Here is a 25311-nt window from a genome sequence, read left to right on the forward strand (position 1 = left end):
CCACTGTGTCGGCCCGCCGCCCCGGGCACACGGGTGCGGCATGATGCCGAGACACCAGCCATGAAACCAGCTTATGCGCCGGTCCTGACACCGACTTGACGCCATGGGTCGAAACGGTGTTCCCCGGACCGGCCCGGGACGCTCTTGTCCGGGACGCTCCTATGCGGCCGCTCGCTGATAGAACGGGCGGATCCGCTCCCGCATCCAGTCTCCGACCGGGTCCTGCGCCACATCGAGCAGTACGAGATTGACCGGCCAGGGAACCTCGACCCGGCCCAGAGCGCGGCCGAGGGCGTCCATCGGGGCATTGCGCCCGGCGCCCTCCCAGGTGGAGAACTCGACGCCGATGAAGAGGACCGGGTCGCCGCCCTCGATGCTGGCCAGCGTCCGGCGGGCGGAGAGCACGACGCCGCTCTCCTCGAACTCACCGGCCGCCGCGGCGAGGAAGTCGACCGGCTCCTCCTTCCAGTCCGGCTCGTACAGCCGGACCCTGCCGCCGCTGGCCGGACCGTCCAGCGGGGTGCGCCCGGCCCGGCAGAGCTCGGCCACGGCGGGCGGCGGCAGCGGCATCCCGACCGCGCCGCCCGGGTTCACGGCTATGCCGAGCTGCGGCGGCAGTCCGCGGGCGAAGTCGCGGGCGGGCGCGACGGTGAAGGACATATGGGTACCGACGCAGGCGAGGAACTGCTGCTCGGAGCTGAAGACGGGGACGTACGCGGCGCCCTCGATCTCCACCGTCGGAAGGTCCAGGGCCGCCGAGTCGGGTCCCCCGCCGTTGGGCAGCGGCACCCAGACCTGGCTGCGGCCGAGCACCTCGACGAGCCGCCCGCCCGCCTCCGGGCTGCCCACCGAGGCCATCAGCACTTCTTCGAGCTCATTGGCCGGCCATCCGCCCTGCGGATGGGACTGGACCTGTGCCGGAACGTCCACTGCTTCCCCTTCTCGCCCAAGCTTTCCGGCAGAAGGTTAACGCCCGGCCCCGCCGCCGCCCCGTCCCCGAGGCGCCGGCCACCGGCCTCAGAGGCTGTCGGGCCGCCCGTCCGTGAACGCGATCCGGCCGAGCCGCCCCGCCGCCTCCCGGTCCAGCAGCACCGCCGAGGCGCAGCCGGGCGGCAGCAGGCCCGCCTCGGTCGCCCGCAGCAGCCTGCCCACCGCTCTGCGGTGCCGGGCGAAGGCGTACCCCGATACACCGCGTCCGCGCTCGCGCTGACCCTCCCTGGCGGTCTGCGGCGTCACGTCGAGCAGGAAGAGGTGCAGGCCCCGGCCCCGGCGCCGGGCGTCACGGGCCAGCCAGCCGCGCACCCACGACTGGGTCCCGCAGTCGTGGACGACGGCGGACTCCCCGGAACGCAGCACCCGCCACAGCCCCCAGTAGTGGGCGACGCGGACGAGCGGGCGGTAGAGCGCGTACGGGACTAAACGGGGCATGACCCCGGCCCAGCGGTCACGGGTGTCCTGGGAGTCGATGGCGTGCGCCGTCGTCACCGCCCGCCGGATGAGCGTCGACTTGCCGCTGCCGGGCAGCCCGGAGACCACCACCACGTCCCCCGCCGCGAAACGCAGGCTGCGCGGACTGCGCCCGGACCGCTCCCGCAGATCGCGCACCACGGGCGCGTGCGCGTCCGTGGCGGCCCTCGCCGGGGCCCCTGCCTGTGCGGGCATCGCGCCGTGCGCGACCCCGGCGGTCGTCGCGTACCGCTGCAATGTCATCACCCTCCCCCTGTCGGCTCACCCCACGTATGCCCCTGAAGTGTAAAGAAAAGGTAATGCGACACAACCGCCCGCGCCGCTGATTTCCCACAGGGGACCGGGGCCCCACTCCGGCCCGATGCGTGCGATGATGACCCGGCCAACTGCATAAAGGCCGCTTGAATCCGCGCGGGAGAGCTCCGGTCACTTCCAGTGCCGGGCGCCGAAGGAGCAAGTTCCTCCCTTGAATCTCTCAGGCCCCGTACCGCGTGGATGAGGCAGATCTGAAAAGCGGGCCGCTTCGCGGCTCCACCCAAGGTGCAAGCCGAACCCCTCCAGGGCTCTCGGCGAACCTCTCAGGTTCCGATGACAGATGGGGAGGGATCGTCCTCGTCGTCATGCCCTGGGAGTCATATCCATGAGCACCGCCCCCCGTCTCACCGCCCTCGATGCCCTGCACCGTTCGCTGGGCGCGACCATGACCGACTTCGCGGGCTGGGACATGCCGCTGCGGTACGCCAGCGAGCGCGACGAGCACAACGCGGTGCGTACGAAGGCCGGCCTCTTCGACCTGTCGCACATGGGCGAGATCACCGTCACCGGCCCCGCGGCCGCGGCCTTCCTGAACTTCGCGCTGGTCGGCAACATCGGCACCGTCGCCGTGGGCCGGGCCCGCTACACGATGATCTGCGCCGAGAACGGCGGCATCCTGGACGACCTGATCGTCTACCGGCTCGGAGAGACCGAGTACATGGTCGTCGCCAACGCGGGCAACGCCCAGATCGTGCTGGACGCGCTGACGGCCCGCGCCGAGGGCTTCGACGCCGAGGTGCGCGACGACCGCGACGCGTACGCGCTGCTCGCCGTCCAGGGCCCGGAGTCCCCCGCCATCCTGGCCTCCGTCACCGACGCCGACCTGGACGGTCTGAAGTACTACGCCGGTCTGCCCGGCACGGTCGCCGGTGTTCCCGCGCTGATCGCCCGCACCGGCTACACCGGCGAGGACGGCTTCGAGCTGTTCGTCGCCCCCGCCCACGCCGAGCAGCTGTGGAAGGCGCTGACCGAGGCGGGCGCCTCCCGCGGCCTGATCCCGTGCGGGCTCTCCTGCCGCGACACGCTGCGCCTGGAGGCGGGCATGCCGCTGTACGGGCACGAGCTGACCACTGAGCTCACCCCGTTCGACGCCGGTCTCGGCCGGGTCGTGAAGTTCGAGAAGGAGGGCGACTTCGTCGGCCGCAAGGCCCTCGAAGCCGCCGCCGAGCGCGCCGAGACCGCCCCGCCGCGCAAGCTGGTCGGGCTGGTCGCCGAGGGCCGCCGGGTGCCGCGCGCCGGTTTTTCCGTGGTCGCCGGCGGCCAGGTCATCGGCGAGGTCACCTCGGGCGCCCCCTCGCCCACCCTGGGCAAGCCGATCGCCATGGCGTACGTCGACGCCGCGTACGCCACGCCCGGCGCCGAGGGCGTCGCCGTGGACATCCGGGGCAGCCACGAGCCGTACGAGGTCGTGGCGCTGCCGTTCTACAAGCGCCAGAAGTGAGTCGGCGCTCCCGCAGAAGTGACGCAGTCGCGTCTCACACCGTAAGACCACCGTTCATCAGCACTCCCCCGCGTACAGGAGAATTCAGGTCATGAGCAACCCCCAGCAGCTGCGTTACAGCAAGGAGCACGAGTGGCTGTCGGCCGTCGAGGACGGTGTGGCCACGATCGGTATCACCGAGTACGCGGCCAACGCGCTCGGCGATGTCGTCTACGCCCAGCTCCCCGCGGTCGGTGACACGGTGACCGCGGGCGAGACCTGCGGTGAGCTGGAGTCGACCAAGTCGGTCAGCGACCTGTACTCCCCGGTGACCGGCGAGGTCACCGAGGCGAACCAGGACGTCGTGGACGACCCGTCGCTGGTGAACTCCGCTCCCTTCGAGGGCGGCTGGCTGTTCAAGGTACGTATGGCGGAGGAGCCGAAGGACCTGCTCTCCGCCGACGAGTACACCGAGTTCTCCGGCAACTGAGACCCAAAGGGACCACCTGATGTCGCTTCTCAACTCCTCCCTCCACGAGCTGGACCCGGACGTCGCCGCCGCTGTCGACGCCGAGCTCCACCGTCAGCAGTCCACCCTCGAAATGATCGCCTCGGAGAACTTCGCTCCGGTCGCGGTCATGGAGGCCCAGGGCTCCGTCCTCACCAACAAGTACGCCGAGGGCTACCCCGGCCGCCGCTACTACGGCGGCTGCGAGCACGTCGACGTCGTCGAGCAGATCGCCATCGACCGCATCAAGGCGCTGTTCGGCGCCGAGGCCGCGAACGTCCAGCCGCACTCCGGTGCGCAGGCCAACGCCGCCGCGATGTTCGCGCTGCTCAAGCCGGGCGACACGATCATGGGCCTGAGCCTGGCCCACGGCGGTCACCTGACCCACGGCATGAAGATCAACTTCTCCGGCAAGCTCTACAACGTGGTCCCGTACCACGTCGACGAGACCGGCGTCGTGGACATGGCCGAGGTCGAGCGTCTGGCCAAGGAGTCCAAGCCGAAGCTGATCGTCGCCGGCTGGTCCGCGTACCCGCGTCAGCTGGACTTCGCCGCCTTCCGCCGCATCGCGGACGAGGTCGGCGCGTACCTGATGGTCGACATGGCGCACTTCGCCGGCCTGGTGGCCGCGGGGCTGCACCCCAACCCGGTGCCGCACGCCCACGTCGTCACGACCACCACGCACAAGACCCTCGGCGGTCCGCGCGGTGGCGTCATCCTGTCGACGCAGGAGCTCGCCAAGAAGATCAACTCTGCGGTCTTCCCCGGCCAGCAGGGCGGCCCGCTGGAGCACGTGATCGCGGCCAAGGCGGTCTCCTTCAAGGTCGCGGCGACCGAGGAGTTCAAGGAGCGCCAGCAGCGCACCCTGGACGGCGCCCGCATCCTCGCCGAGCGCCTGGTCCAGCCGGACGTCACCGAGGTCGGTGTCTCCGTGCTGTCCGGCGGTACGGACGTCCACCTGGTCCTCGTCGACCTGCGCAACTCCGAGCTGGACGGCCAGCAGGCCGAGGACCGGCTCCACGAGCTGGGCATCACGGTCAACCGGAACGCCATCCCGAACGACCCGCGGCCGCCGATGGTCACCTCGGGTCTGCGGATCGGTACGCCGGCCCTGGCGACCCGTGGTTTCCAGGCCGAGGACTTCACCGAGGTCGCGGAGATCATCGCCGCCGCCCTCAAGCCGTCCTACGACGCGGACGCCCTGAAGGCCCGCGTCATCGCGCTGGCCGAGAAGTTCCCGCTGTACCCCGGCCTGAAGTAGTCCGGACAAGTTCTCGTAACACGTTGGGGCGGGGCACCGCGCACACTGAACTGTGAGCGCGGTGCCCCGTCCCATGCCCCGCCCCCGGGCCGCCCGGCCCGCACCGCACCACCCGGCAGACGACGATGTCTACCAACCCCTGAGGAGTCACCGTGGCCATCTCGGTCTTCGACCTGTTCTCGATCGGCATCGGTCCGTCCAGCTCCCATACGGTCGGCCCGATGCGCGCCGCCCGGATGTTCGCGCGCCGGCTGAAGAACGAGGGCCTGATCGCCCACACCGCCTCGATACGCGCCGAGCTGTACGGATCGCTCGGCGCGACGGGTCACGGCCACGGCACCCCCAAGGCCGTCCTGCTCGGCCTGGAGGGCGAGTCGCCGCGCACCGTCGACGTGGAGTCCGCCGACGACCGGGTCGAGCAGATCCGTACCACCGGCCGGATCAACCTCCTCGGCATGCACGAGATCGACTTCGACTTCGACGAGCAGCTGATCCTGCACCGCCGCAAGGCCCTCCCGTACCACGCGAACGGCATGACGGTCTTCGCCTTCGACCGCGAGGGCGAGCTGCTGCTGGAGAAGACGTACTACTCGGTCGGCGGCGGCTTCGTCGTGGACACGGACGCCCTCGGCGGGGATGGGGCGGGCGAGGACCGGATCGTGCTCGACGACACCGTCCTCAAGCACCCCTTCCGCACCGGCGACGAGCTGCTGCGCCTCGCCCACGACACCGGGCTGTCCATCTCCTCGCTGATGCTGGAGAACGAGCGGGCCTGGCGCACCGAGGACGAGATCCGCTCGGGCCTGCTGGACATCTGGCGCGTCATGCAGGCCTGTGTCTCACGCGGCATGTCCCGCGAGGGCATCCTGCCCGGCGGCCTCAAGGTCCGCCGCCGCGCCGCGAACACCGCCCGCCAGCTGCGGGCCGAGGGCGACCCGCAGGCCCACGCGATGGAGTGGATCACCCTCTACGCGATGGCGGTCAACGAGGAGAACGCGGCGGGCGGCCGGGTCGTCACCGCCCCCACCAACGGCGCCGCGGGCATCATCCCGGCCGTCCTGCACTACTACATGAACTTCGCGGCCGGCGGCGCCACCGAGGCCGAGAAGGAGGACAGCGTCGTCCGCTTCCTCCTCGCGGCCGGGGCCATCGGCATGCTCTTCAAGGAGAACGCCTCCATCTCCGGCGCCGAGGTCGGCTGCCAGGGCGAGGTCGGCTCCGCCTGCTCCATGGCCGCGGGCGCCCTCGCCGAGGTCCTGGGCGGCACCCCCGAACAGGTCGAGAACGCCGCCGAGATCGGCATGGAACACAACCTGGGCCTGACCTGCGACCCGGTCGGCGGTCTCGTCCAGATCCCGTGCATCGAGCGCAACGGCATGGCGGCGGTCAAGGCGGTCACGGCGGCGAAGATGGCGCTGCGCGGCGACGGCAGCCACAAGGTCTCCCTCGACAAGGTCATCAAGACCATGAAGGAGACGGGCGCGGACATGAGCGTGAAGTACAAGGAGACGGCGCGGGGCGGGCTCGCGGTGAACATCATCGAGTGCTGAGCGCGTGGACCCACTGCTCGTCCGGGGTGGAGCCGAGCCGTCCGGGGCGGAGCTGAGCGGTCCGCGGCGGAGCTGAGCGGTCCGCGGCGGAGCTGAGCGGTCCGCGGCGGAGCTGAGCCGTCCGGGGCGGAGTCGGGCGGCTTCACCCGCCGGACGGCTCCGGGCGTGCGGGTAGAGTTGCCCGCCGCTCGCTCGCGGGCGTCGCAGGTGACGCCCCGGCCTCCTGTGCCTCGCCGCACGCCCCGCACGACAGGTTTCCCGCTCTTGTCCTCCTCCGTACCGTCCCCGGCCGCGCGGCTGCGCGGCTTCCGCCCTTCCTGGCTGTCCCCGAAGGTGTTCCGCACCGAGCTGCTGGCCGGCCTCGTGGTCGGGCTGGCGCTGATCCCCGAGGCGATCTCCTTCTCGGTGATCGTCGGGGTGGATCCGGCGATCGGGCTGTTCACCTCGTTCACCATGGCGGTGGTCATCTCCGTCGTCGGCGGACGCCCCGCGATGATCTCCGCCGCCACCGGCGCGGTCGCCCTGGTGCTCGCGCCCCTCAACCGTCAGCACGGGTTCGGTTACCTGGTCGCCGCGGTCATCCTGGGCGGTGTGTTCCAGATGGCCCTGGGAGCGCTGGGCGTCGCGAAGCTGCTGCGGTTCGTGCCGCGCAGTGTGATGGTCGGCTTCGTCAACTCCCTCGCCATCCTGGTCTTCATGGCCCAGATCCCCGAGCTGCACGACGTGCCCTGGGCGGTCTACCCGCTGATCGCCGGCGGCCTCCTGCTGCTGGTGTTCTTCCCCAGGGTGACCAGGGCGGTCCCGGCGCCGCTGGTCACCGTCGTCGTCCTCACGGTCATCACGGTCGCCGCCGGGATCGCCGTCCCGACCGTGGGCGACCGGGGTGAGCTGCCCTCCGCGCTGCCGGTGCCCGGCCTGCCCGATGTGCCGTTCACGGTGGACACGCTGACGACCGTGGCGCCCTACGCGCTCGCCATGGCGCTGGTGGGGCTGATGGAGTCCCTGATGACCGCCAAGCTGGTCGACGACATCACCGACACCCGCTCCAGCAAGACCCGCGAGTCCATCGGCCAGGGCATCGCCAACATCGTCACCGGCTTCTTCGGCGGCATGGGCGGCTGCGCCGTGATCGGCCAGACGATGATCAACGTGAAGGTGTCCGGCGCCCGCACCCGGCTGTCGACCTTCCTCGCGGGCACCTTCCTGATGGTCCTGTGCATCGCCCTCGGGCCCGTTGTCTCCCGCATTCCCATGGCCGCGCTCGTCGCCGTCATGGTGATGGTGTCCGTCGCGGCCTTCGACTGGCATTCCGTCGCGCCGAAGACGCTGAGGCGGATGCCGGCCGGGGAGACCCTCGTCATGGTCGTGACCGTGGCCTGCGTGGTCGTCACCCACAACCTGGCCGTCGGCGTCGTGGCCGGCACGGTCATCGCCATGGTGATCTTCGCCAGGCGGGTCGCCCGCCTGGCCGACGTCACGAAGTCCGTCGACCCCGGGGGCGACCGGATCGTCTACTCCGTGACCGGCGAACTCTTCTTCGCCTCCGCCAACGACCTGGTCACCCGGTTCGATTACGTCGCCGACCCCGGCCGGGTCGTCATCGACCTGTCCGCCGCCCACATCTGGGACGCCTCCTCGGTCGCCGCGCTGGACGCCATCACCGCGAAGTACGAGCAGCGCGGCAAGACCGTCGAGATCATCGGCCTGAACGAGCCGAGTGCCGAGATGCACAGGACCCTCAGCGGCGAACTCACCGGCAGCCACTGACCCCGGGTGCCACGGCGCCGGACCGGCCCCGCGGCACAACCCCGTACGAGCGCCTCAGCGCAGGTGCACCGGCAGCGATTCGATGCCATACACGATGGAGAGCTTGCGGAAGGCCAGGTCCTGGGGCGGGACGGCGAGCCGCATCCGGGGAAACCGCCGGGCCAGGGCCGGGTAGGCCGTGCGCAGTTCCATGCGGGCCAGTTCGGCGCCGATGCAGCGGTGGATGCCGTGGCCGAAGGCGAGGTGGCCGCCGCCCGCGGGAGTACGGTGCGGGTCGAAGCGCCCGTCGTCGCCGACGTACCCGGCGTCGCGGTTGGCGGCGCTGAGCGAGCAGAGCACCATGTCGCCCTGCGGAATGACCACCCCGCCTATCTCTGTGTCCCGGCGGGCGAACCGGGGAAAGGCGATCTGCACCGCCGAGAGATAACGCAGCACCTCCTCGACGAAGGGGGCGGTCATGGCGTCGTCGTGACGTATTCGCTCCAGGACGTCCGGGTTCTGCAGCAGCACCAGGGAGCCCAGGGCGATGGTGCTGGCGGTCGTCTCGAACCCGCCGGTGAGCACGCCGTCGGCCAGACCCGCGAGTTCCTCGTCGTCGACGTTGTCGCCGTGCTCACGCACGATCATGCCGAGCAGCCCGTCGCCCGGCTTCTCGCGCTGCGCCTTGACGACGTCCCTGAAGTACGCCAGCGACTCCGACATCGCGCCGAAGGGCGCGGTCGTGCCGGCGAAGAGGTCGAAGCGGTCCATGGCGAGCTGCTGGAAGTCGTCGCGGTCCTCGTACGGCACGCCGAGCAGTTCGCAGATGGTGAGGGAGGGGATCGGCAGCGCGAACTCCTGCACCAGGTCGACGGGGCCCGTGGCGGCCTCCATCGCGTCGAGGCGCTCCTCGACGATGGCGTCGATCCTGGGACCCAGCCGCCGCAGCCGGCGCATCGTGAACTCCGGGGTCAGGATGCGGCGCAGGCGGGTGTGGACCGGCGGATCGTTGAACCCGAGCCCGCCGGGGCTCTGTTCGGCGGCCACTCCGGCGTTCGTCGCGAGGTGGGCGAAGTCGGTGCTGAATCCGTCGGCCGAGCCGAGGACGGCCTTCGACTCCTCGTAACCGCTCACCACCCAGGCGTCCATGCCGAACGGCAACGAGACCTTGTGCACCGGCCGCTTCGCCCGGGTCCTGGCCAGTTTGTCCACCGGGTCGAGGCCGTCCCTGCGCATCATCATCAGCAGGTCGTCGGGCAACAGCCTGACCGTGGATGCCCCGATCCCGTACTTCTGGATCCTGGACAGGTAGCTGCGCCCGATCCGGGCGGTGATACGAGAGCGGAACGTCGTAGTCAATCTGCACTCCATGAGTCGTCGCGCGGTCCGCACACACGGTGCGGACGTGAAACAGCTGTGCAGCAGGCGCGGATGTGGATCGTGGCCGGCGGCGACACGGCTTGTGCCAAACGGCATTCTGTCTCAGAGCGTGAGCAAGCGGCGCCCCCGCGGCGTCGGATCCAGTCCGCGGAGGCCGAAGAGCTGCGGCCTGTGATCATGCGCACGCCGCGCCGGGGCCAGTGTTCCGTGTGCGGCTCTCCTGGCCCGCGCCGGGCCACCGGTGGTTCTGTCACAGCCTCTCAACAGCACCACAGGCCCCAATTGCCTCCGCGCCGGGAGAGTTGATAGGCATGGTCGGTAGATTTGTTTGCTCGGGCTCGACAGGGGGATTGAATGAAGTTCGACATGGGGGCGCAGGTTCTGACGAGCCTGTCGTCGAAGTCGCGTGGGTCGAGTGATGATCTGGGCACGTTGATCCGTCAGCTGGTTCAGGCGGCGGCGCCGTTGGAGGGGAAGTTCCACGGTGCGGGGCGTGTGGCGTTCGATTCGTTCAAGAATCGTTCGGACGAGATCACGGCGGCGTTGAACGGTTCGCTTTCGGCTCTTCTCGGTGGTCAGTCGGGGATGGAGCAGGCGTTCGGTTCGGGTGATCAGGAGCAGGGTGACAACGCGCGGCAGCAGATGTCCGCGGCGAATTTCGATGCGGCGCGCTTCGGCGGCCGGTGACTTACGGGGGTTGGGTTTCTGATGGCTGGTGACAGTGACCGTCGTGCTTATGACACGGGTGCGTCCTCGGACGCGCAGGGCAACATCCAGGTGGTGATCGCGCGGCTGGAGGAAGTGATCGCGGCGCGGGACGGCCAGGTCAAGGCGGCGATGGCGGACTTCGCGGCCGATGGTGTGGCGGACGAGTACCACGGCAAGGAACTGCGGTGGAACCGTTCGTCGCAGGAGGTCAAGAACATCATCCAGCTGCTGAAGACGACGCTGGAGCAGAACGACGGCACCGCGCAGCACACGATCACGCGCGCGAAGGCAGCGGTCGACAACATCGGCTGACTCGGCCGGGATACCTGCCTGGGGGCGGGTTCGGGGTCGGTTCGGTAACGGGGAGCACGAGGTAGGGCATGACCGGCTGGGATCTGAAGCCGCAGGGTATTCAGGGTGTGCTGAAGACGACGGGTGAGGTCGCGTCGAAGATTCAGACGCACGCGACGTCGTACGGGGATCACCTGACGTCGGCGGCTTCGAGCGCGGGCACGATCACTGCCGAGGGCGGTGGTGGTGGTGAGGGCGGGGAGCAGGCCGTGGGTGGTCTGGTCGCGCTGGCGTTGTCGCAGTTCGCCGAGCACACGACCCCTGATCTGAAGTTCATCGCGGCGCGGGCTGGGAAGTCCCTGACCGGTGCGGTGGATGCCACGACCGCGTATCTGAACGGTGATTTGGACATGGCTGCCGAGGCGCAGCGCAAGGCGCTCGGTGCGGTGGACATGGATCCGGAGAAGCCGGGGGTGCAGTCGCGGTGATCAAGCCCGAGGCGATTCCGCAGTACACGGGTGATCTGGGTCAGCTGGAGAAGGATCACGCGAGTCTGACGAAGGACGCGGGTCATATCCGGGACACGGGTTCGTCCGTCCATACCCATTTCCAGGCGTTGTCCGCTTATTACAAGGCTCCGGAGGCGGAGCAGTTGTTCGCGTCGACGAAGCCGGTGCAGGACCGGGCGGACGGTTTCGCGGACGATCTGGAGAAGGTCGCCTCCTCGTTGTCGGACTACGCGACGGAGATCCGTCCGCTGGTCACGAAACTCGCGCAGCTCAAGACGGACGCGACGGCGTTCGTGAACGAGAACAAGGACGACGACGAGTGGGAGTACGACGGGGACAAGGTCGAGGAGCACAACAAGCTCCGCGATGACATCACCGCGACGGTCGCCGCGTTCTGGGCCGCCGAGCGGACCTGTCACAACAAGATCACCGCCCTGTTCGGCGGGACGCAGATGGTCGCGGGGGACGGGTCCGAGCGCAAGGACCAGTACGGGTTCAACGCGGACGACCTGAAGAACGCGAAGCTTCCCTGGGGCGACCCGGTCGAGGAGAAGCACCACTGGTACGAAGTCGGGCACTGGGTCAAGTCGTTCGTGTGGGACGGGCTGATCGTCGACGGGATCTGGGGCACCATCAAGGGCCTTGGCACCCTCGTCGGGTTCGGTGGCTGGGACGCGATGGGACAGGCATGGAAGGGCCTGGCCCAGCTCGCGACCGGCCTCGTCATCAGCGCCGTCCCCGGCGCCGGAACACTGTTCTGGACCCTGCCCGACGACAAGCTCCCCTCCTGGCTGCGTGACTCACGGACCGCGATGAAGGAGACCGGCAAGGCCCTCGTCGCATGGGACGAATGGGGCAAGAACCCCGGCCGGGCGGCCGGCGCGGTCACGTTCAACGTCCTGACGACCGTGTTCACCGGAGGCGCCGGCGGCGCCGCCGCGGGAGCCGGCAAGGCCGGAGCCGTCGCGAAGGCACTGTCCGTCGCGGGCAAGGCCGGCAAGGTCATCGACCCCATGACCTACATCGCCAAGGGCGCCGGCACCGGCCTCTCCAAGATCGGCGACATCACCAAGGGCCTCAAGGGCATCGGCAACATCGAGATCCCCAAACTGCCCGACGGCACCGTGCAGTTGCCCGACGGTCGCTTCCTGGAGCCCAACGGCAACCTGGTCGCCCCGAACGGCGTGGTCGAGACGACCCCGATCCCGCACGAAACGGTCCCCCACACGTCGGGCCTGCCGTCGTCCTGGCAGATTCAGCAGCCGGTCCCGGCGGGAGTCCACGCGGGAAGCGGCTTCCCCGACATGGCGCCGCACACCCCCGGCGGCGGCTTCGACAATGTGCCGTACGGTCCGGGCAGCCATGTGCCGGGCGGGGTACCCGACCACGTACCGAGCGGATCGTTCGGCCCCGCCCCGGCACACTTCGACCCGGCGAGCCACGTCCCGGGCGGAGCCCCCGGCCACGTCCCGGGCAACGTCGGCGGTCACGTTCCCACCGACCACTTCCCCACGGGCGCGGGACACGACATCCCCGGCGGCAATCCGCACACCCCTGACGCCCCGCACACCCCGGGCCACGACGGACCGGGCACGCACGGGCACGACGGTTCGCACGGTGGCGGCCACGACAACTCGCACAGCGGGCACGCCGACGACGCGTCCGCGCACGCCGACGACGCGGCGCACGCCGGTGACCACGGCGGCAACGGCAGCCATGTCGACCCGCACGGCGCCACCGACGACCTCACGCATGGCGCCGACGACGCGACGACGGCCGGCCATCACGGTGGGGACGGGGTGGGGAACGGCGGTCCGGGTGACGGTTTCAAGTACACCCCGCACATCTCCGCCGACGACTTCGACGACCTCACGACGGCCGAGAAGCACCGGGTCGCCGCGGCCGAACTCACCGAGGGCACGGTCCCGTTCGCCGACGACACGGCGGCGATCAAGTACGGCCGGGACTACTGGAACGACTACGTGGACGATCTGGACCCGTCCGCGAAGCAGGCTCTCTGGGACTACACCGGTGAGACGTTCCCGTCGTACCACGACATGAACGGTCATCTGCGCGGCACTCCGGGATTCGGTCCGGAGCCGGCGGTGCTGCACGACATCGCCGAGATGGACAGGGTCATGTCGACGCGTCCCGTGCCCGACGACATCATGGTCGTCCGGGGTACGGGGCTGGGCCACCTCAAGCTGGACTCCCCGCTCGACATGCTGGGCAAGACGTACCCGGACAAGGGGTACACCTCGACCTCCCTCGGCAACCACCCGGTGCCCGGCTTCGCCGGCAAGGAGGCGATCCTGCACCTCCGTGTGCCGAAGGGGACGCCTGCTCTGTGGCTGGAGAAGGTCTCCAAGTTCGATGTGACGGAGCGTGAGCTGCTCCTGGCCCGCGGTTCCGAATTCAAGGTGACCCGCGTCTTTATGGAGAATGGCCAGGTACAGGTCTACGGCGAAGTCCTGCCGTCGAACAAGGGAGTGGTGCACGAATGAGCAACGAGCAGCGGTCCAATCCGCGACTGAACGAGGACCTGTTGTTCAACGAGGCGCCCGGAGGGCCGCCGCGCTACAGCTCCCGGTCCAACAAGCCCGTCCAGTACCTGACGGTGGCGGACAGGGACGGCGAGGCGATCGGCTACGTATGGGCGAACGACGAGGACGACGCCGCCGGGTGGCTGGTCCGTGAGGCGGGCGGCGACGAGGCGTTCAACAAGGGTGCGAGGTGGGCCCGTAGGCTCCATGACGCGAAGGCCCGGGGTATCGCCCCGACGGCCGCCCTGACGGAGATGATCAAGGAATCGGACCCTTCGAAGAGCAGCCATGTCGTACCCGGCTCCCTGGCCGAGGCGCCGAACGCCGATGCCGTCAGGAGCCTCGCCGCCGCGAGCTGACCATGACCTACGCCCCCGACGCACCGCGCTACCGCGCCGAGACCGACAGGCCGGTCCACCACCTCACCGTCGCCGACTCCCGCGGCGAGGCCATGGGCTACCTGTGGGCCAACGACGAGGACGACGCGGCCGGATGGTGCCTGCGGCCGGCCGGGGACCGGGCCGGGTTCGACGAAGGGCTCGAATGGTCCGCGAGGCTCAGCACCGCCAAGGCGCGCGGGCTCGCGCCCACGGCGGCGCTCGCCGAGCTGGCCCGCGGTTCGGACCCGAGGTGCGTCAGCCATGTGGTCCCGGGCTCCCTGGCCGCGGCCCCGTCCCTGGCCGCGCTCACGGAGCTGGCCCGGGTCGTCACCGAGGCCGACGACCGGCGTCTGCTGGCTCAGCTCGACCGCCGGAACGCCGACGCGTGGCGTGAGCTGAGCCAGGCGCTCGCCGCGCTCACGGACGAGGACCGCGACGTGCGGTGGACCGAGGGCGGGAAGCAGCCCGACGGCACCTGGCGGATGAGGTATCCGATCCACGGCGAGCGGCTCGAACGTCTGGTGCGCGCGCTGCCCGCCGTCGGCGCGGTGACGCCCGCGTACCTGTGGCGGGACAACCCGCCGCCGGCCGTGCCCGCCGACGGGCGGATGGGCCCGGCCGACGCGGTGCGCGCGGCCACGGCCGTGGTGCGCGGGGAACGATTCTGCGACGGGACGATCGCCGAGGCGGCGAGGAACGGCCTTCTCGACGCCGTGGCCGAGTCGTTGTGCGTCTGGTACGAGGCCGAAGCCGGCGGCCCGCACGGCGTTCCCTGACGAATACGGAACACTGGTTCGCCGTGCTCGCTCGTGGTGCGACCTGGGCTGTACTGCCCGCTCGCCCATGCCTTATGTTGCACGGGTGAATTGGGGGATTCCCGTACGGTGCCCGCCGGCCGGTTCGGAATATGCCGCTCCCCCGGAGCGCGCGGGAGTGACCCGGTCCCGGCCGCCGGTCCGCGCGATGACGGGCGATGACACGGCGACCATGACCTACGCAACGTACGACTGAGGCAACGGACGACAAGACGAATGGCACGGGATTACGACAGCCAGCTTCTGGAGTCGGTGGCGGTACGCCGGCGCAGGATGCGTGACGCACTGCTGTTCGGTGCGCAGCGGGCGCGGCGCACGGCGGACGAGCGGCTCGGAAAGGTGTTCGCGGGGATCGCCATTGCCGCCGTGCTGTGCGCGGGATGCGTGGGGTGGTCCTTTGTCCAGAACATGCTGGAGAAGCAGAAGGCCGAACAGCAGAAGCAGCAGCGCCAGGAACAGCAGTACCAGCAGCCGGCGAAGACGGCGCAACCGGAGAAATCCGGGGATTCCGGGGATTCGGCGAAGAATCCCCAATAGCTCGGCAACTCCGGCGAATTCAGAAAGAGTTCCCCGCAAAGGGGACCGAGAAGGCGCCAGTAGCATGGGCACGCCAAGCTGCCCGATTCCTCAAAACGTCGCGATGATAGGTTCCCGTAAAGTGGTGAGCACAGCAACGACTTCCCGAGCGCAGCTCAGCCGGGTGACTCTGGTCGGTGAGCGACGCCGGGCCGATATCGTCCTGCCGTCCGACACACCGATCGGGCAGCTGCTGCCGGACATTCTGCAGTTGCTGGACGACCGGGCGGCGGCACGCCCGATGACACGGCAGTTGATCACCTCGGACGGCTCCGCGCTCCCGCACGACAGCACGCTGTCCTCGGCGGGGATCGCGGACGGTGCGGTGCTCCGGCTGGTCCGGGCCCATTCCGCGCCCCCTGCCCCGGTCGTGCACGACGTCACCGATCTGGTGGCCGACGATCTCGATCTGCAGACCTGGCGCTGGCGTCCCGCCGCCCGTCGTACGAGTGCGGGCGTGGCCTCGGTGGCCTTCGCGGTGGTCGCCGCACTGATGGCCCGTCGTGAGTTCGCCCTGGACGCGCTGACCGCCGCCCTGGCGGCCACCACGCTCGTCCTGCTGGCGGCCGGTGCGATCGTCGCGAAGATCGGGCAGGGCAACCGGGGTCTGGCGACCGCGCTCCTGCTCGCCTCCGGCAGCCTCGGCATCCTCACCGCCTGGACCGGTGCGGACGCCTACGACTGGTCGGGGACCGCGCGGCTCGCCGCCGTCGCCGCAGCGCTGGTCCTGACGCTGGTGCTCCTCGGCTACTTCTCCCCGCTCGGCCGCGGCGGGCTCATCGGCGCCGTCGCCACCACCGTGATCGCCGCGGTGTGGGAGGCCGTCGCCGCCGTCCAGGACGACCTGGCCCGGCTCGGCGCGGTGATGGCCGTCTTCTCCGTCGTACTGCTCGGACTGCTCCCCCGGCTCGCGCTGGCGGCCTCCGGCCTCACCGCGCTCGACGACCGCCGCTCCGGCGGCACCTCCGTCAGCCGCCACCAGGTGGGCAACGCGCTGGCGGCCACCCATCGCGGCCTCGCCCTGGCGACGGTGGTCACCGCGGTCTCCGCGGCGGCCGGTGGCTGGCTGCTCACCATGGCCGACGAGCCGTCCGTGTGGACCGTGACGCTGCCCTCGCTGGTGGCCCTCGTGCTGCTCTCCCGGGCGCGGGCCTTCCCGCTGGTCGCCGAGGTAGTCGCGCTCTTCGCCGCCGCCGCGGTCCTGGTCGTGCGCCTGGTCATGCTGTGGATGCAGCACGCCGGGGGCGCCGGACCGCTCGCCCTGCTGGTCGTGGCCGCGGTGCTGCCGCTGCTCGTCCTGGCGGTGCAACCGCCCGAGCACGTGCAGGTCCGGCTGCGGCGCACGGCCGATCTGGTCGAATCCATCGGTGTGGTGGGGCTCTTCCCGCTGGCCGTCGGTGTGTTCGGCGTGTACGGACAGCTGCTCAACAAGTTCTGAGTCGACGCGCAGGTGCTCCGGGCGGGGCAGCAGGGCGAAAGAGAAGGGCAGACATGCCGAACGAAGACAACTGGCAGGGCGATGTGCTGCGCGCCATGAGGGGCGGCGCCGCCCAGGAGGGCGTGCAGGGCCCCGGCGGTCAGGGGCACGGTGCGCCCGCGCAGGGTCAGGGCGGTCAGCCGCACGGTGCCGCCGCGCCGGGCCCCGGCGTTCCCGCGCAGAACGCCCACGCCCACGGGACGCCCCCGCAGCAGCAGTACGTCGGCCACCAGCAAGGGCAGCCGGCACCGGCCCACCAGCCTCAGCACCAGCAACTCCAGCAGCACCCCGGTCACCAGGGACACCAGGCGGTGGCCGCCCACCCCGTCGCGCAGCCGCAGCAACAGCAACAGCAGGCTCAGCCCCAGGCCCAGCCCGCGTACACCCCGGGCACCCGGCCCCAGCACACCCCCGACTCCCGGCCCGTGGTGGACCGGGAGCTGGCCGCCGTCGGGCGCAAGGCGCGGCGCGGTGAGCCGTTCGCCGCGCGGGCCGCGCGCGCCCTGCGGGTGAGCGTGTCCTCGTCGGCGGCGCGCGAGGTCGCCCGTACCACCGCCACCGCCGAGACGCTCCAGCAGCCCGTGACGACCGGCCGGCAGATCGCCGTCACCTCCATCCGGGGCGGCGCGGGCAAGTCGACCGTCGCCGCGCTGCTCGGCACCACGTACGCGCACTACCGCCAGGACCCGGTACTCCTCGTCGAGGCCGACCCGGCGCTCGGCTCGCTGCCGCTGCGGCTCGGCGCCGATTCGCTGCGCTGGACCACCGGTGACCTGGCGGGCATCATCGAGCCGCAGATGTCGCTGCTGGACATCACCGGCTATCTCGTCCAGCTCCCCGGCAACGCCTGGCTGCTGCCCGGCAGTCAGGGCCAGATCGGCGCGATGCTGGACACCAGGGCGTACGAGCGGGTCATGGTGTCGCTGCGCCGTTACTTCGGCGTCACCGTCGTCGACTGCGAGACGCTGCCCGCCGAGGTCGCCCGGGTCGCGCTCTCCGCCGCCCAGGCCCGGGTGCTGGCCGCCCCCGCCACGCTGGAGGGCATCACCAGCACGTACGCGGTCCTGCAGTGGATGCAGTCGCTGCCCCGGCAGGTGATCGCCGGCACCGTCGTCGTGCTCAGCGAACTGGTGCCGCACTCCGGGCTCGATCTCGACGAGGCGGCACAGAAGCTGAAGGCCACCGGCGCGAGTGTCCAGGTGCTGCCGTACGACCGTCATCTGGCGGCCGGCGGCGCGATCCGTACCGAACTCCTGGCGCACGCGACCCGGGAGGCCGCCACCCGGCTCGCCGCGGACGTGTTCCAGCTGTCCCAGCAGCAGCACTGAACACCGATCGGCAGCACCACCGGTCCCGATGCCGACCTGACCCGACCCCGAGTGACGGACGACGATGAGTACCCGACTGATCCACCGCCCGGCCAGGACCACCCGGCCGCCGGCCGCCTCCGAGGCGCGCACCATCGAGGCCCCGCCGAACCTGCCCGAGGGCAAGTCGGGCAACATCGCGATGTCGCTGTTGCCCGTCGCCGGTGTGATGTCCTCCGTCGTGATGATGACGGTCGTACGCAACAGTCAGTTCGCCGGGCTCGGCGCGATCATCCTCGTCGTCACCGTCATCGGCTCCGTGGCGCTGGTCTTCTCGCAGCGCGGCAAGGCCCAGCGCACCCGCCGTACCCAGCGCGAGGCCTACCTCGCCTATCTGGAGGACCTGCGCGAGGAGCTCTCCGTCGAGGAGCGCCGGCGGGCCGAGCGGGCCGACGTCCTCAATCCGCCGCCGCACGCCCTGTACGACATAGTGCGCGACCCGGCCCGGGTCTGGGAGCGGCGCCGGCTCGACGGCGACTTCCTGCGGGTGCGCGTCGGCACGGGTGAGATGCCGGTACGCGATCTGACGGTCGCCCAGCAGGGTTCGTCCGTCCTCTCGCCGCCCGACACCTTCATGCTCAACGAGGCGTCCGCGCTGATGGACCGCTTCCGTACCGGCACCGAACTCCCGCTCACCGTCCCGCTCGACCGGGTCGGCAACATCAGCGTCATCGGTCCCCGCGAGGACTGTCTGCGCGTCGCGCGCGCCCTGCTCGTCCAGACCGCCGCCACGCACGCCCCCGACGACGTCGCGATGGCGCTCGCCGTGCCCGGTGAGCGGCTGGCCGACTGGGAGTGGGCCAAGTGGATGCCGCACCTGCTCGACACCGAGCAGTTCGACGGACCGGTCGCCGCCCGCCGGATCGCCCCGTCCGCGCCCCAGCTGGCCCGCCAGATCGGCCCGGAGCTGCGCCGCCGCGCCTCGTACGCGGCCGAGGTGCGGCGCGGTCTGTCCGGTAAGGACGCGCTGTCCATGACGTCCCGGCTGCTGGTCGTCACCGACGGGCACGGCGAGGACGCCGTCGACCTGCCGCGCCCGGACGACGCGGTCGGCCTGCGCGAGATGGGCGTCAGCGTGCTGCACCTGCTGGAGCACCGGGTCCAGGAGCCGGGGCACGTCAGCGTACGGATCACCGTCGACGGCGACTCGGTGGTCATCGAGGACCTGCGCGAGCAGGAACCGGTCAGCGCCCACGGCACCGTGGACGAGGTCGGCATCCCGTTCGCCGAGGGCCTGGCCCGGATGCTGGCGCCGATGCGGCTGTCCGCCGAGTCGATGGTGGACGCCCCGCTCTCCGGCCCCGTGGACTTCGCCGAACTGCTCGGCATCGACGACGTGGCACGCCTCGACCTGTCGCGGATGTGGGCGCCGCGCGGCGAACGCGCCTTCCTGCGGGTGCCGATCGGTATCAGCGACTCCCACCAGCCGGTGCTCCTGGACCTCAAGGAGTCCTCCGAGCTGGGCATGGGTCCGCACGGGCTGTGTGTCGGGGCGACCGGTTCCGGCAAGTCGGAGCTGCTGCGCACCCTGGTCCTCGCCCTGGTGGCCACGCATCCGCCGGAGGACCTCGCGCTGGTCCTGGTCGACTACAAGGGCGGTGCGACCTTCGCCCCGTTCGCGGAGCTGCCGCACGTGGCCGGGGTCATCACCAACCTGGAGAACCAGGCGGGCCTCGTCGAGCGGGTGCACGCCTCGCTCGCCGGTGAGGTCAAGCGCCGTCAGCAGGTGCTCAAGGACGCGGGCAATGTCGCCGACATCGGTGACTACGCGGCGCTGCGCGCGGACCGGCGGCCCGATCTGGACCCGCTGCCGCATCTGTTCGTCGTGATCGACGAGTTCGGTGAACTCCTCACCGCGAAGCCGGACTTCATCGACCTGTTCCTGTCCATCGGCCGGATCGGCCGCTCCATCGGTGTGCATCTGCTGCTGTCCAGCCAGCGCATCGAGGGCGGCAAGCTCAAGGGCCTGGACACCTATCTCTCGTACCGGCTCGGTCTGCGTACGTTCTCCGCCGACGAGTCGCGCACGGTCCTGGACACCACCGACGCCTTCCATCTGCCGCCGCTGCCCGGTTTCGGCTATCTCAAGGTCGACACCAGCCATTACGAGCGCTTCAAGGCGAGCTATGTCTCGGGCGCGTACCGGGGGCCGGTGCAGCGTGACGAGGAGCAGGACAGCGGTCCGCTGGCCCTGGAGTACGAGGCGTTCAACACCCTGGCCGAGCCGGAGATTACGGGCGAGGAGCCGAAGGTGCGGCGCCGGGAGACCGGCCCGACCGAGATGGGCGTGATCGTCGACCAGCTGCGGGAGGCGGCCGGTACGGTGCGCCGGATCTGGCTGCCGCCGCTGCCCGGTGCCATCTCCCTGGACAAGGTCGCGGGGCCGCTGGACGTGGGCCCGCGCGGGATGCAGCTGGCCAAGCGGCGCGGCCCGCTCCAGGTGCCGCTCGGGCTGCTCGACGACCCGACCAAGCAGTGGCAGGGCCAGTGGTACCTGGACCTCACGGTGGCGGGCGGTCATGTCGCGGTCATCGGCGGTCCGCAGGCTGGCAAGACGACGCTGCTGCGCACCCTCGCGCTGGCGGTCTCGCTGACCCACACCCCGCAGGAGGTCGGCGTCTACGGCCTCGACCTGGTCGGCGGCGGCCTCCAGGCCGTGTCGGGGCTGCCGCACGTCGGCGGGGTCGCCGGCCGTGCGGACCGGGAGCGCGCGGGGCGCACCGTAGAGGAGGTCCGGGGCATGCTCGCGGTCCGCGAGGAGCTGTTCCGCGAGCACAGCATCGACTCCGTGGAGCAGTTGCGTTCGCTGCACGCGGCGGGCCGGCTGCCGCAGCTGGCCTCGGCCGAGATCGTGCTGATCATCGATGGATTCGGTGCGCTGCGCGACGACTTCGACGAGCTGGACGACGCCGTCGTGGACATCCTCAAGCGCGGTGGCGGATACGGCATCCATGTCGTCGCGGGCATGCTCCGCTGGAACGACGTACGCATCGCCACCCAGTCGAACTTCGGCACCCGGGTCGAGCTGCGGCTCAACGACCCCAGCGAGTCCAGCATCGACCGGAAGCTGGCGCAGACCCTGTCGCCCGACGAGCCGGGCCGCGTCCTCACCGACGGCAAGCTCTTCGCGCAGGTCGCGCTTCCCCGCACGGACGGTGTCGCGGACGTGTCGGACCTGGGCGCGGTCCTGGAGCACACCGCCCGTACGGTCCGGGCCACCTGGAGCGGCGAGGTCGCCCAGCCGGTCCGGATCCTGCCGCACGTCCTGGAGCCGCATCTGCTGCCGGGCCCGGTCGCCGAGCCCAAGCGGGTGCCGATCGGCCTGGACCAGACGGCGCTGGCGCCGGCCGTGCTCGACCTGTTCCACCACGACCAGCACCTGCTGGTCCTGGGCGACAGCGAGTGCGGCAAGACGAACCTGCTGAAGACGGTGGCCGCCGGGCTGATCGAGCGCTACGGCGAGGAGGAACTGGTCTTCGCCGTCATGGACCCGCGGCGCGGTCTGCGCGGCGCGATCCCCGAGGAGTTCCGCGGCGGGTACGCGTACAACGCCAAGATGTGCGCGGGTCTGGCAGCCGGTATCGCCACCGAGCTGGAGAAGCGGCTGCCGGACGACCGGGCGGACACCGAGGACCTGGAGCCCGGCAGCTGGGGCAGCGGTCCGCGGATCGTGATCCTGGTCGACGACTACGACGTGCTGACCACCGCCGGTCAGGCGCCGCTCGACCCGTTCCTGCCGTACATCCCGTCCGCCGTCGACATCGGGCTCCACTTCGTGCTGACCCGACGGGTCGCGGGCGCCTCGCGCGGAATGTACGACCCGCTGATGCTGGGGCTGCGCGAGTCGGGGGCCTCGGCGCTCCTGATGGCGGGCGACCGCAGCGAGGGACAGCTGTTCCCCGGTGTGTACGCGACCCAGCAGCCGCCGGGGCGCGGGGTGTTCATCCGCAGGGGCCGGCAGAACCGTCTGATCCAGACCGTGTACACCGCGGAGTGACCCGCCGGGGCGGTCCCGTTTCCGCGGGCCGCGCCGCCACCGCACATCCGCACCCGGACGAAGAAGGAACGGCCGACCACATGACCAAGGACGTCATCGCCCTCACCCCGCGCATGCCCGACCCGTTGACCGTGCTCGCGGGTCTGCTCGCGGGCGGCCCGGACAAGCTGGTGGGGACGACGGGCGAGGGCGCCGTCGTGCAGCTCTGCGACGACCAGGGCCGGCCGCTCGTCTCCATCGAGGCGCCGCTGCTGGTGCAGGTCGCGGGCGAGGCCGAGCGGCTGCTCGGGGCGACCGCGCCGCCGGTCCCGTTCTGGTGGACGGAGGCCCGCGCCACCACCGGGGTCGAGGAGGCCGAGCTGCTCGCGGGCACCTTCGCGGCCCGGATCGCCACCCTGGCCGGGGGCTCCGCCTGGCCGCCTGAGGCCGCGCGCTCCCTCGCGGTGGTGAAGACCGACGGGGTGAGCGTCGCGCCGACACCCGCCGCCGCGCAGCCCGCCGTGGACGCGCTCACCGACAAGGTGGCCGTCATCATCCAGGACCGTCCGGTGATCGCCATGACGGCCTGGCTCTCGGACGCGTTCCGGGCCGCGGCCAACGCCGAGCTGGGGCTCCAGATCGTCACCTCGCCGGGTGCCACGCTCTCCCCCGCGGTGCGCAACAGCCTCAGCGGCTGGCCCTCGCGCTGGGTGGTGCAGGACGAGAAGGACGGCTACTACGACGGTCTGTCCGGTGCCGTACTGCGCTGGCAGCACGGCATGTTCGCCACCGTCGAGTCGCCCGACGCCACGCCCGAGGACCCGCGCACCCCGGTGGCCGCCGCCTACCAGGAGGTCACCGACACCGGTGACCGCCAGCTGGCGATCTCGTTCCGCACGGTCCACCCGGCGGACGACCGGCTGGTGCTGGGCGGGGCGCTGGAGTCGGTGTGGCAGGAGCTGACGGGACGGCCGCCGGCCGGGTGGGGCACCGCCGAGCCCGCCAACCTGCCGTGGTCGCTGCGCCGGCTGACCGATGTCGCCTTCGAGCGGGCGCCCGAGCCGACCTGGCTCGTGGTGGTCGGCAGCCCGGACCGGCCGGGCCTGGCCACGGTCCGCATCAGCCGTACGAAGGCGGGGGTGGAGGAGGACGTCACGCTGGCGTTCGGTTACGGCCCCGGCGAGGAACCCCCGCTGGACGCGCTGCCCCGGGTGGCGGAGGTGCTCGCCACCCGTCATCACCTCCAGTCGATGCTGGTCCAGCTCCGCAAGGCGCGGCGCGACCTGGCCGTGCCGCCGCGCTTCGAGGGGCCGGGGGTCCCGCTGGCCTTCGTGCTCGGCGCGGAGGAGGTGCGCGAGATGCCCGGCGACCGCGCCCGGCGCACCCCGCTCTCCGAGCCGCCCGTCCAGCTCGGCCCGAGGTCCCGTCCGGCGCTGTACTACCCGCTGCCGGGCGACCCGTCGGACCTGTCCGGCTGGCAGGACTTCGAGCGGCTGATGCGGCATCTGAAGGGCGCCTGAGCGGGTCGGGACAGCGGGCAGAACTGCTCAGCGGGGCGGCGCGGCGGCTCGGCAGGAGGAGCGGCGTGAAATCGCCTGCGCGGATGCCTGCGCGGACGTCCCTGCCGCCGACCGGAGATCACCACAACAAGTCACCGGCTGCTCAGAGATGTTCAATCGTTTCTGACGATCAAGCAGTTTCGGTCACAAATGGCTTCCCTCTTTCGCCCACAGGCGGTTGACTGGGGGTTACACATGGTGATGCCGCCGTCCTGCACCACGGGCGATTGCCACTGCGGGCCCACGGGCCCGGCCCCGATGCCCCGACCCCCGGCGGAGGAGAGTGAGCAGGAATGACTGCCTCGTCTCGCACGGTGAGCCTCTGGCCAGAGTCGGTGGGCGCGGGCGGCCCGTACCCCGATGCGTACCCGGCGCCGACACGTGAGTCCGGCCGGTTACCCGTTCGTATCGCTCATCCGAACCGCTTCGCCGAGGGGCACAAATGAGCCAGATTGCGCTGCCAGCGTTTCATATGCCGTTCCAGAGCACCGGATGCAATCCAGGCATCGAGGAGACCAGGAAGGCAGCGTGGGAATGGGCCGAATCCAATGACCTGGCGCTCTCCCCGGTGGCCCGGAAGAAGATGATCCGGACCAGGCCCGAGCTCTGGATCTCCCTCATCTTCCCGGCCGCGTCGCAGCAGCATCTCGACCTCTTCTGCCAGTGGCTCTTCTGGGCCTTCCTCGTCGACGACGAGTTCGACGACGGGCCCGCCGGACGTGACCCGCGCATGTGCGAGGCGGCGATCGACCGGTTGGTCACCGTGCTCGACGGCGGCCCGCCGCGCGGCGCCATGGAGAGCGCGCTCGTGGGGCTGCGGACGCGGACGTACCGGGACCGGTCGGCGCGCTGGATCCGGCAGTTCCGGCGGGACACGGTCGCCTGGCTGTGGACCTACTACGCCGAGGCCGTGGAGCGGGCCGCCGGGCAGGCGCCGTCCCGGTCCGAATTCGTGAAGCACCGCCGGGATTCGGTGGCCATGCAGCCCTTCCTGGACCTCCATGAGATCACCGCCGGGATCGACCTTCCGGAATCGGCCCGGAGCCTGCCCGCGTACATCGCGCTGCGCAATGCGGTCACCGATCACTCGGGGCTCTGCAACGACATCTGCTCCTTCGAGAAGGAGGCGCTGCTCGGGTACGAACACAACGCGGTGCGCCTCATCCAGCGCGATCGCGGCTGCACGCTCCAGGAGGCCGTCGACGAGGCCGGGGCGCAGCTCGCACAGATCGCGCAGCGGGTGCAGCGGGCCGAGAAGGAGCTGGTCGAGGAGATCGAGGCGGCCGGCATCCAGGGCCCCACCCGGCTCGCGCTGGAGCGATGCGTACGGGACTACCGGGGGCTGGTCCGGGGCGACTTCGACTACCACGCCCGTGCGGAGCGCTACACCCGTCCCGATCTCGTCGAGGTCGACGAACGGGATTCCCTGTCCGAGCACTTCGCGGCCTGACCCACCGCCGATA

20 protein-coding genes and 1 riboswitch are annotated in these 25311 nt (G+C 70.9%); of the genes, 17 read left to right on the plus strand and 3 right to left on the minus strand.

The annotated features are described in order from the left end of the window. Window positions 1–159 precede the first annotated feature (159 nt). Both ACFYY7_RS08080 and ACFYY7_RS08085 read right to left on the minus strand, forming a co-directional pair. Window positions 160–930: an enhanced serine sensitivity protein SseB gene (locus tag ACFYY7_RS08080; RefSeq protein WP_388658537.1), complete on the minus strand. Its 771-nt coding sequence runs from the start codon at window positions 928–930 to the stop codon at window positions 160–162. An 87-nt stretch (window positions 931–1017) separates the two neighbouring features. After that, the gene (locus ACFYY7_RS08085; RefSeq protein WP_388658540.1) at window positions 1018–1710 is read right to left on the minus strand and encodes an AAA family ATPase; all 693 of its coding nucleotides are present in this window, start codon (window positions 1708–1710) and stop codon (window positions 1018–1020) included. Between the two features lie 159 nt (window positions 1711–1869). Next, a riboswitch (glycine riboswitch) is annotated at window positions 1870–1967 on the plus strand. A gap of 140 nt (window positions 1968–2107) precedes the next feature. Between ACFYY7_RS08085 and gcvT the strand changes: the two genes are divergently transcribed. The 5 genes from gcvT (at window position 2108) to ACFYY7_RS08110 (ending at window position 8288) form a co-directional block, all read left to right on the plus strand. After that, window positions 2108–3223 (plus strand): glycine cleavage system aminomethyltransferase GcvT, encoded by a 1116-nt coding sequence (gene gcvT / locus ACFYY7_RS08090; protein WP_388658543.1) that lies wholly within the window; start codon window positions 2108–2110, stop codon window positions 3221–3223. A 91-nt stretch (window positions 3224–3314) separates the two neighbouring features. Then, entirely contained in the window at window positions 3315–3692 is a 378-nt protein-coding gene (gcvH, locus tag ACFYY7_RS08095) for a glycine cleavage system protein GcvH (RefSeq protein WP_388658545.1), read from the plus strand. A 19-nt stretch (window positions 3693–3711) separates the two neighbouring features. Beyond that, complete coding sequence (glyA, locus tag ACFYY7_RS08100; RefSeq protein WP_266729573.1) at window positions 3712–4971, plus strand: serine hydroxymethyltransferase; 1260 nt, start codon at window positions 3712–3714, stop codon at window positions 4969–4971. A gap of 152 nt (window positions 4972–5123) precedes the next feature. Further along, window positions 5124–6521 carry an L-serine ammonia-lyase gene (locus ACFYY7_RS08105; RefSeq protein ID WP_388658548.1) on the plus strand — a complete coding sequence of 466 codons (1398 nt, stop codon included), beginning with the start codon at window positions 5124–5126 and terminating at the stop codon, window positions 6519–6521. A gap of 264 nt (window positions 6522–6785) precedes the next feature. Continuing rightward, complete coding sequence (locus ACFYY7_RS08110) at window positions 6786–8288, plus strand: SulP family inorganic anion transporter (protein WP_388658551.1); 1503 nt, start codon at window positions 6786–6788, stop codon at window positions 8286–8288. Window positions 8289–8342: 54 nt separating this feature from the next. Here the strand turns inward: ACFYY7_RS08110 and ACFYY7_RS08115 are convergent, their stop codons facing one another. Then, the gene (locus ACFYY7_RS08115; RefSeq protein WP_388658554.1) at window positions 8343–9638 is read right to left on the minus strand and encodes a cytochrome P450; all 1296 of its coding nucleotides are present in this window, start codon (window positions 9636–9638) and stop codon (window positions 8343–8345) included. 363 nt (window positions 9639–10001) lie between these two features. On the opposite strand from ACFYY7_RS08115, the gene ACFYY7_RS08120 reads away from it, so the two are divergent. The 12 genes from ACFYY7_RS08120 (at window position 10002) to ACFYY7_RS08175 (ending at window position 25298) form a co-directional block, all read left to right on the plus strand. Continuing rightward, window positions 10002–10334, plus strand: a complete 333-nt coding sequence (locus ACFYY7_RS08120; protein WP_360931796.1) for a hypothetical protein — start codon at window positions 10002–10004, stop codon at window positions 10332–10334. Between the two features lie 21 nt (window positions 10335–10355). Further along, window positions 10356–10667 (plus strand): pore-forming ESAT-6 family protein, encoded by a 312-nt coding sequence (locus tag ACFYY7_RS08125; protein WP_266729579.1) that lies wholly within the window; start codon window positions 10356–10358, stop codon window positions 10665–10667. Window positions 10668–10735: 68 nt separating this feature from the next. Beyond that, the gene (locus ACFYY7_RS08130; RefSeq protein WP_388658556.1) at window positions 10736–11134 is read left to right on the plus strand and encodes a DUF6507 family protein; all 399 of its coding nucleotides are present in this window, start codon (window positions 10736–10738) and stop codon (window positions 11132–11134) included. After that, the gene (locus ACFYY7_RS08135) at window positions 11131–13659 is read left to right on the plus strand and encodes an ADP-ribosyltransferase (RefSeq protein ID WP_388658558.1); all 2529 of its coding nucleotides are present in this window, start codon (window positions 11131–11133) and stop codon (window positions 13657–13659) included. Before ACFYY7_RS08130 ends, ACFYY7_RS08135 begins: the two co-directional genes overlap by 4 nt. Continuing rightward, window positions 13656–14057, plus strand: coding sequence for a hypothetical protein (locus ACFYY7_RS08140; protein WP_388658561.1), 402 nt, complete (start codon window positions 13656–13658; stop codon window positions 14055–14057). The genes ACFYY7_RS08135 and ACFYY7_RS08140 overlap by 4 nt, the downstream gene beginning before the upstream one ends. A 2-nt stretch (window positions 14058–14059) precedes the next feature. After that, window positions 14060–14854 carry a DUF6508 domain-containing protein gene (locus ACFYY7_RS08145; RefSeq protein ID WP_388658563.1) on the plus strand — a complete coding sequence of 265 codons (795 nt, stop codon included), beginning with the start codon at window positions 14060–14062 and terminating at the stop codon, window positions 14852–14854. A gap of 312 nt (window positions 14855–15166) precedes the next feature. Then, complete coding sequence (locus ACFYY7_RS08150; RefSeq protein ID WP_388658566.1) at window positions 15167–15430, plus strand: hypothetical protein; 264 nt, start codon at window positions 15167–15169, stop codon at window positions 15428–15430. A 103-nt stretch (window positions 15431–15533) separates the two neighbouring features. Continuing rightward, complete coding sequence (gene eccD / locus ACFYY7_RS08155; protein WP_388658569.1) at window positions 15534–16907, plus strand: type VII secretion integral membrane protein EccD; 1374 nt, start codon at window positions 15534–15536, stop codon at window positions 16905–16907. Between the two features lie 53 nt (window positions 16908–16960). Further along, window positions 16961–18274, plus strand: coding sequence for a MinD/ParA family protein (locus ACFYY7_RS08160; RefSeq protein ID WP_388658571.1), 1314 nt, complete (start codon window positions 16961–16963; stop codon window positions 18272–18274). Window positions 18275–18338: 64 nt separating this feature from the next. Then, window positions 18339–22310 (plus strand): type VII secretion protein EccCa, encoded by a 3972-nt coding sequence (gene eccCa / locus ACFYY7_RS08165; protein WP_388658574.1) that lies wholly within the window; start codon window positions 18339–18341, stop codon window positions 22308–22310. 80 nt (window positions 22311–22390) lie between these two features. Beyond that, window positions 22391–23809, plus strand: coding sequence for a DUF6177 family protein (locus tag ACFYY7_RS08170; protein WP_388658576.1), 1419 nt, complete (start codon window positions 22391–22393; stop codon window positions 23807–23809). A 511-nt stretch (window positions 23810–24320) separates the two neighbouring features. Then, complete coding sequence (locus ACFYY7_RS08175) at window positions 24321–25298, plus strand: terpene synthase family protein (protein ID WP_388659745.1); 978 nt, start codon at window positions 24321–24323, stop codon at window positions 25296–25298. The last annotated feature ends 13 nt before the right edge of the window (window positions 25299–25311 follow it).

The sequence above is a fragment of the Streptomyces sp. NPDC001933 genome (assembly GCF_042890955.1).
GTDB lineage: Bacteria > Actinomycetota > Actinomycetes > Streptomycetales > Streptomycetaceae > Streptomyces.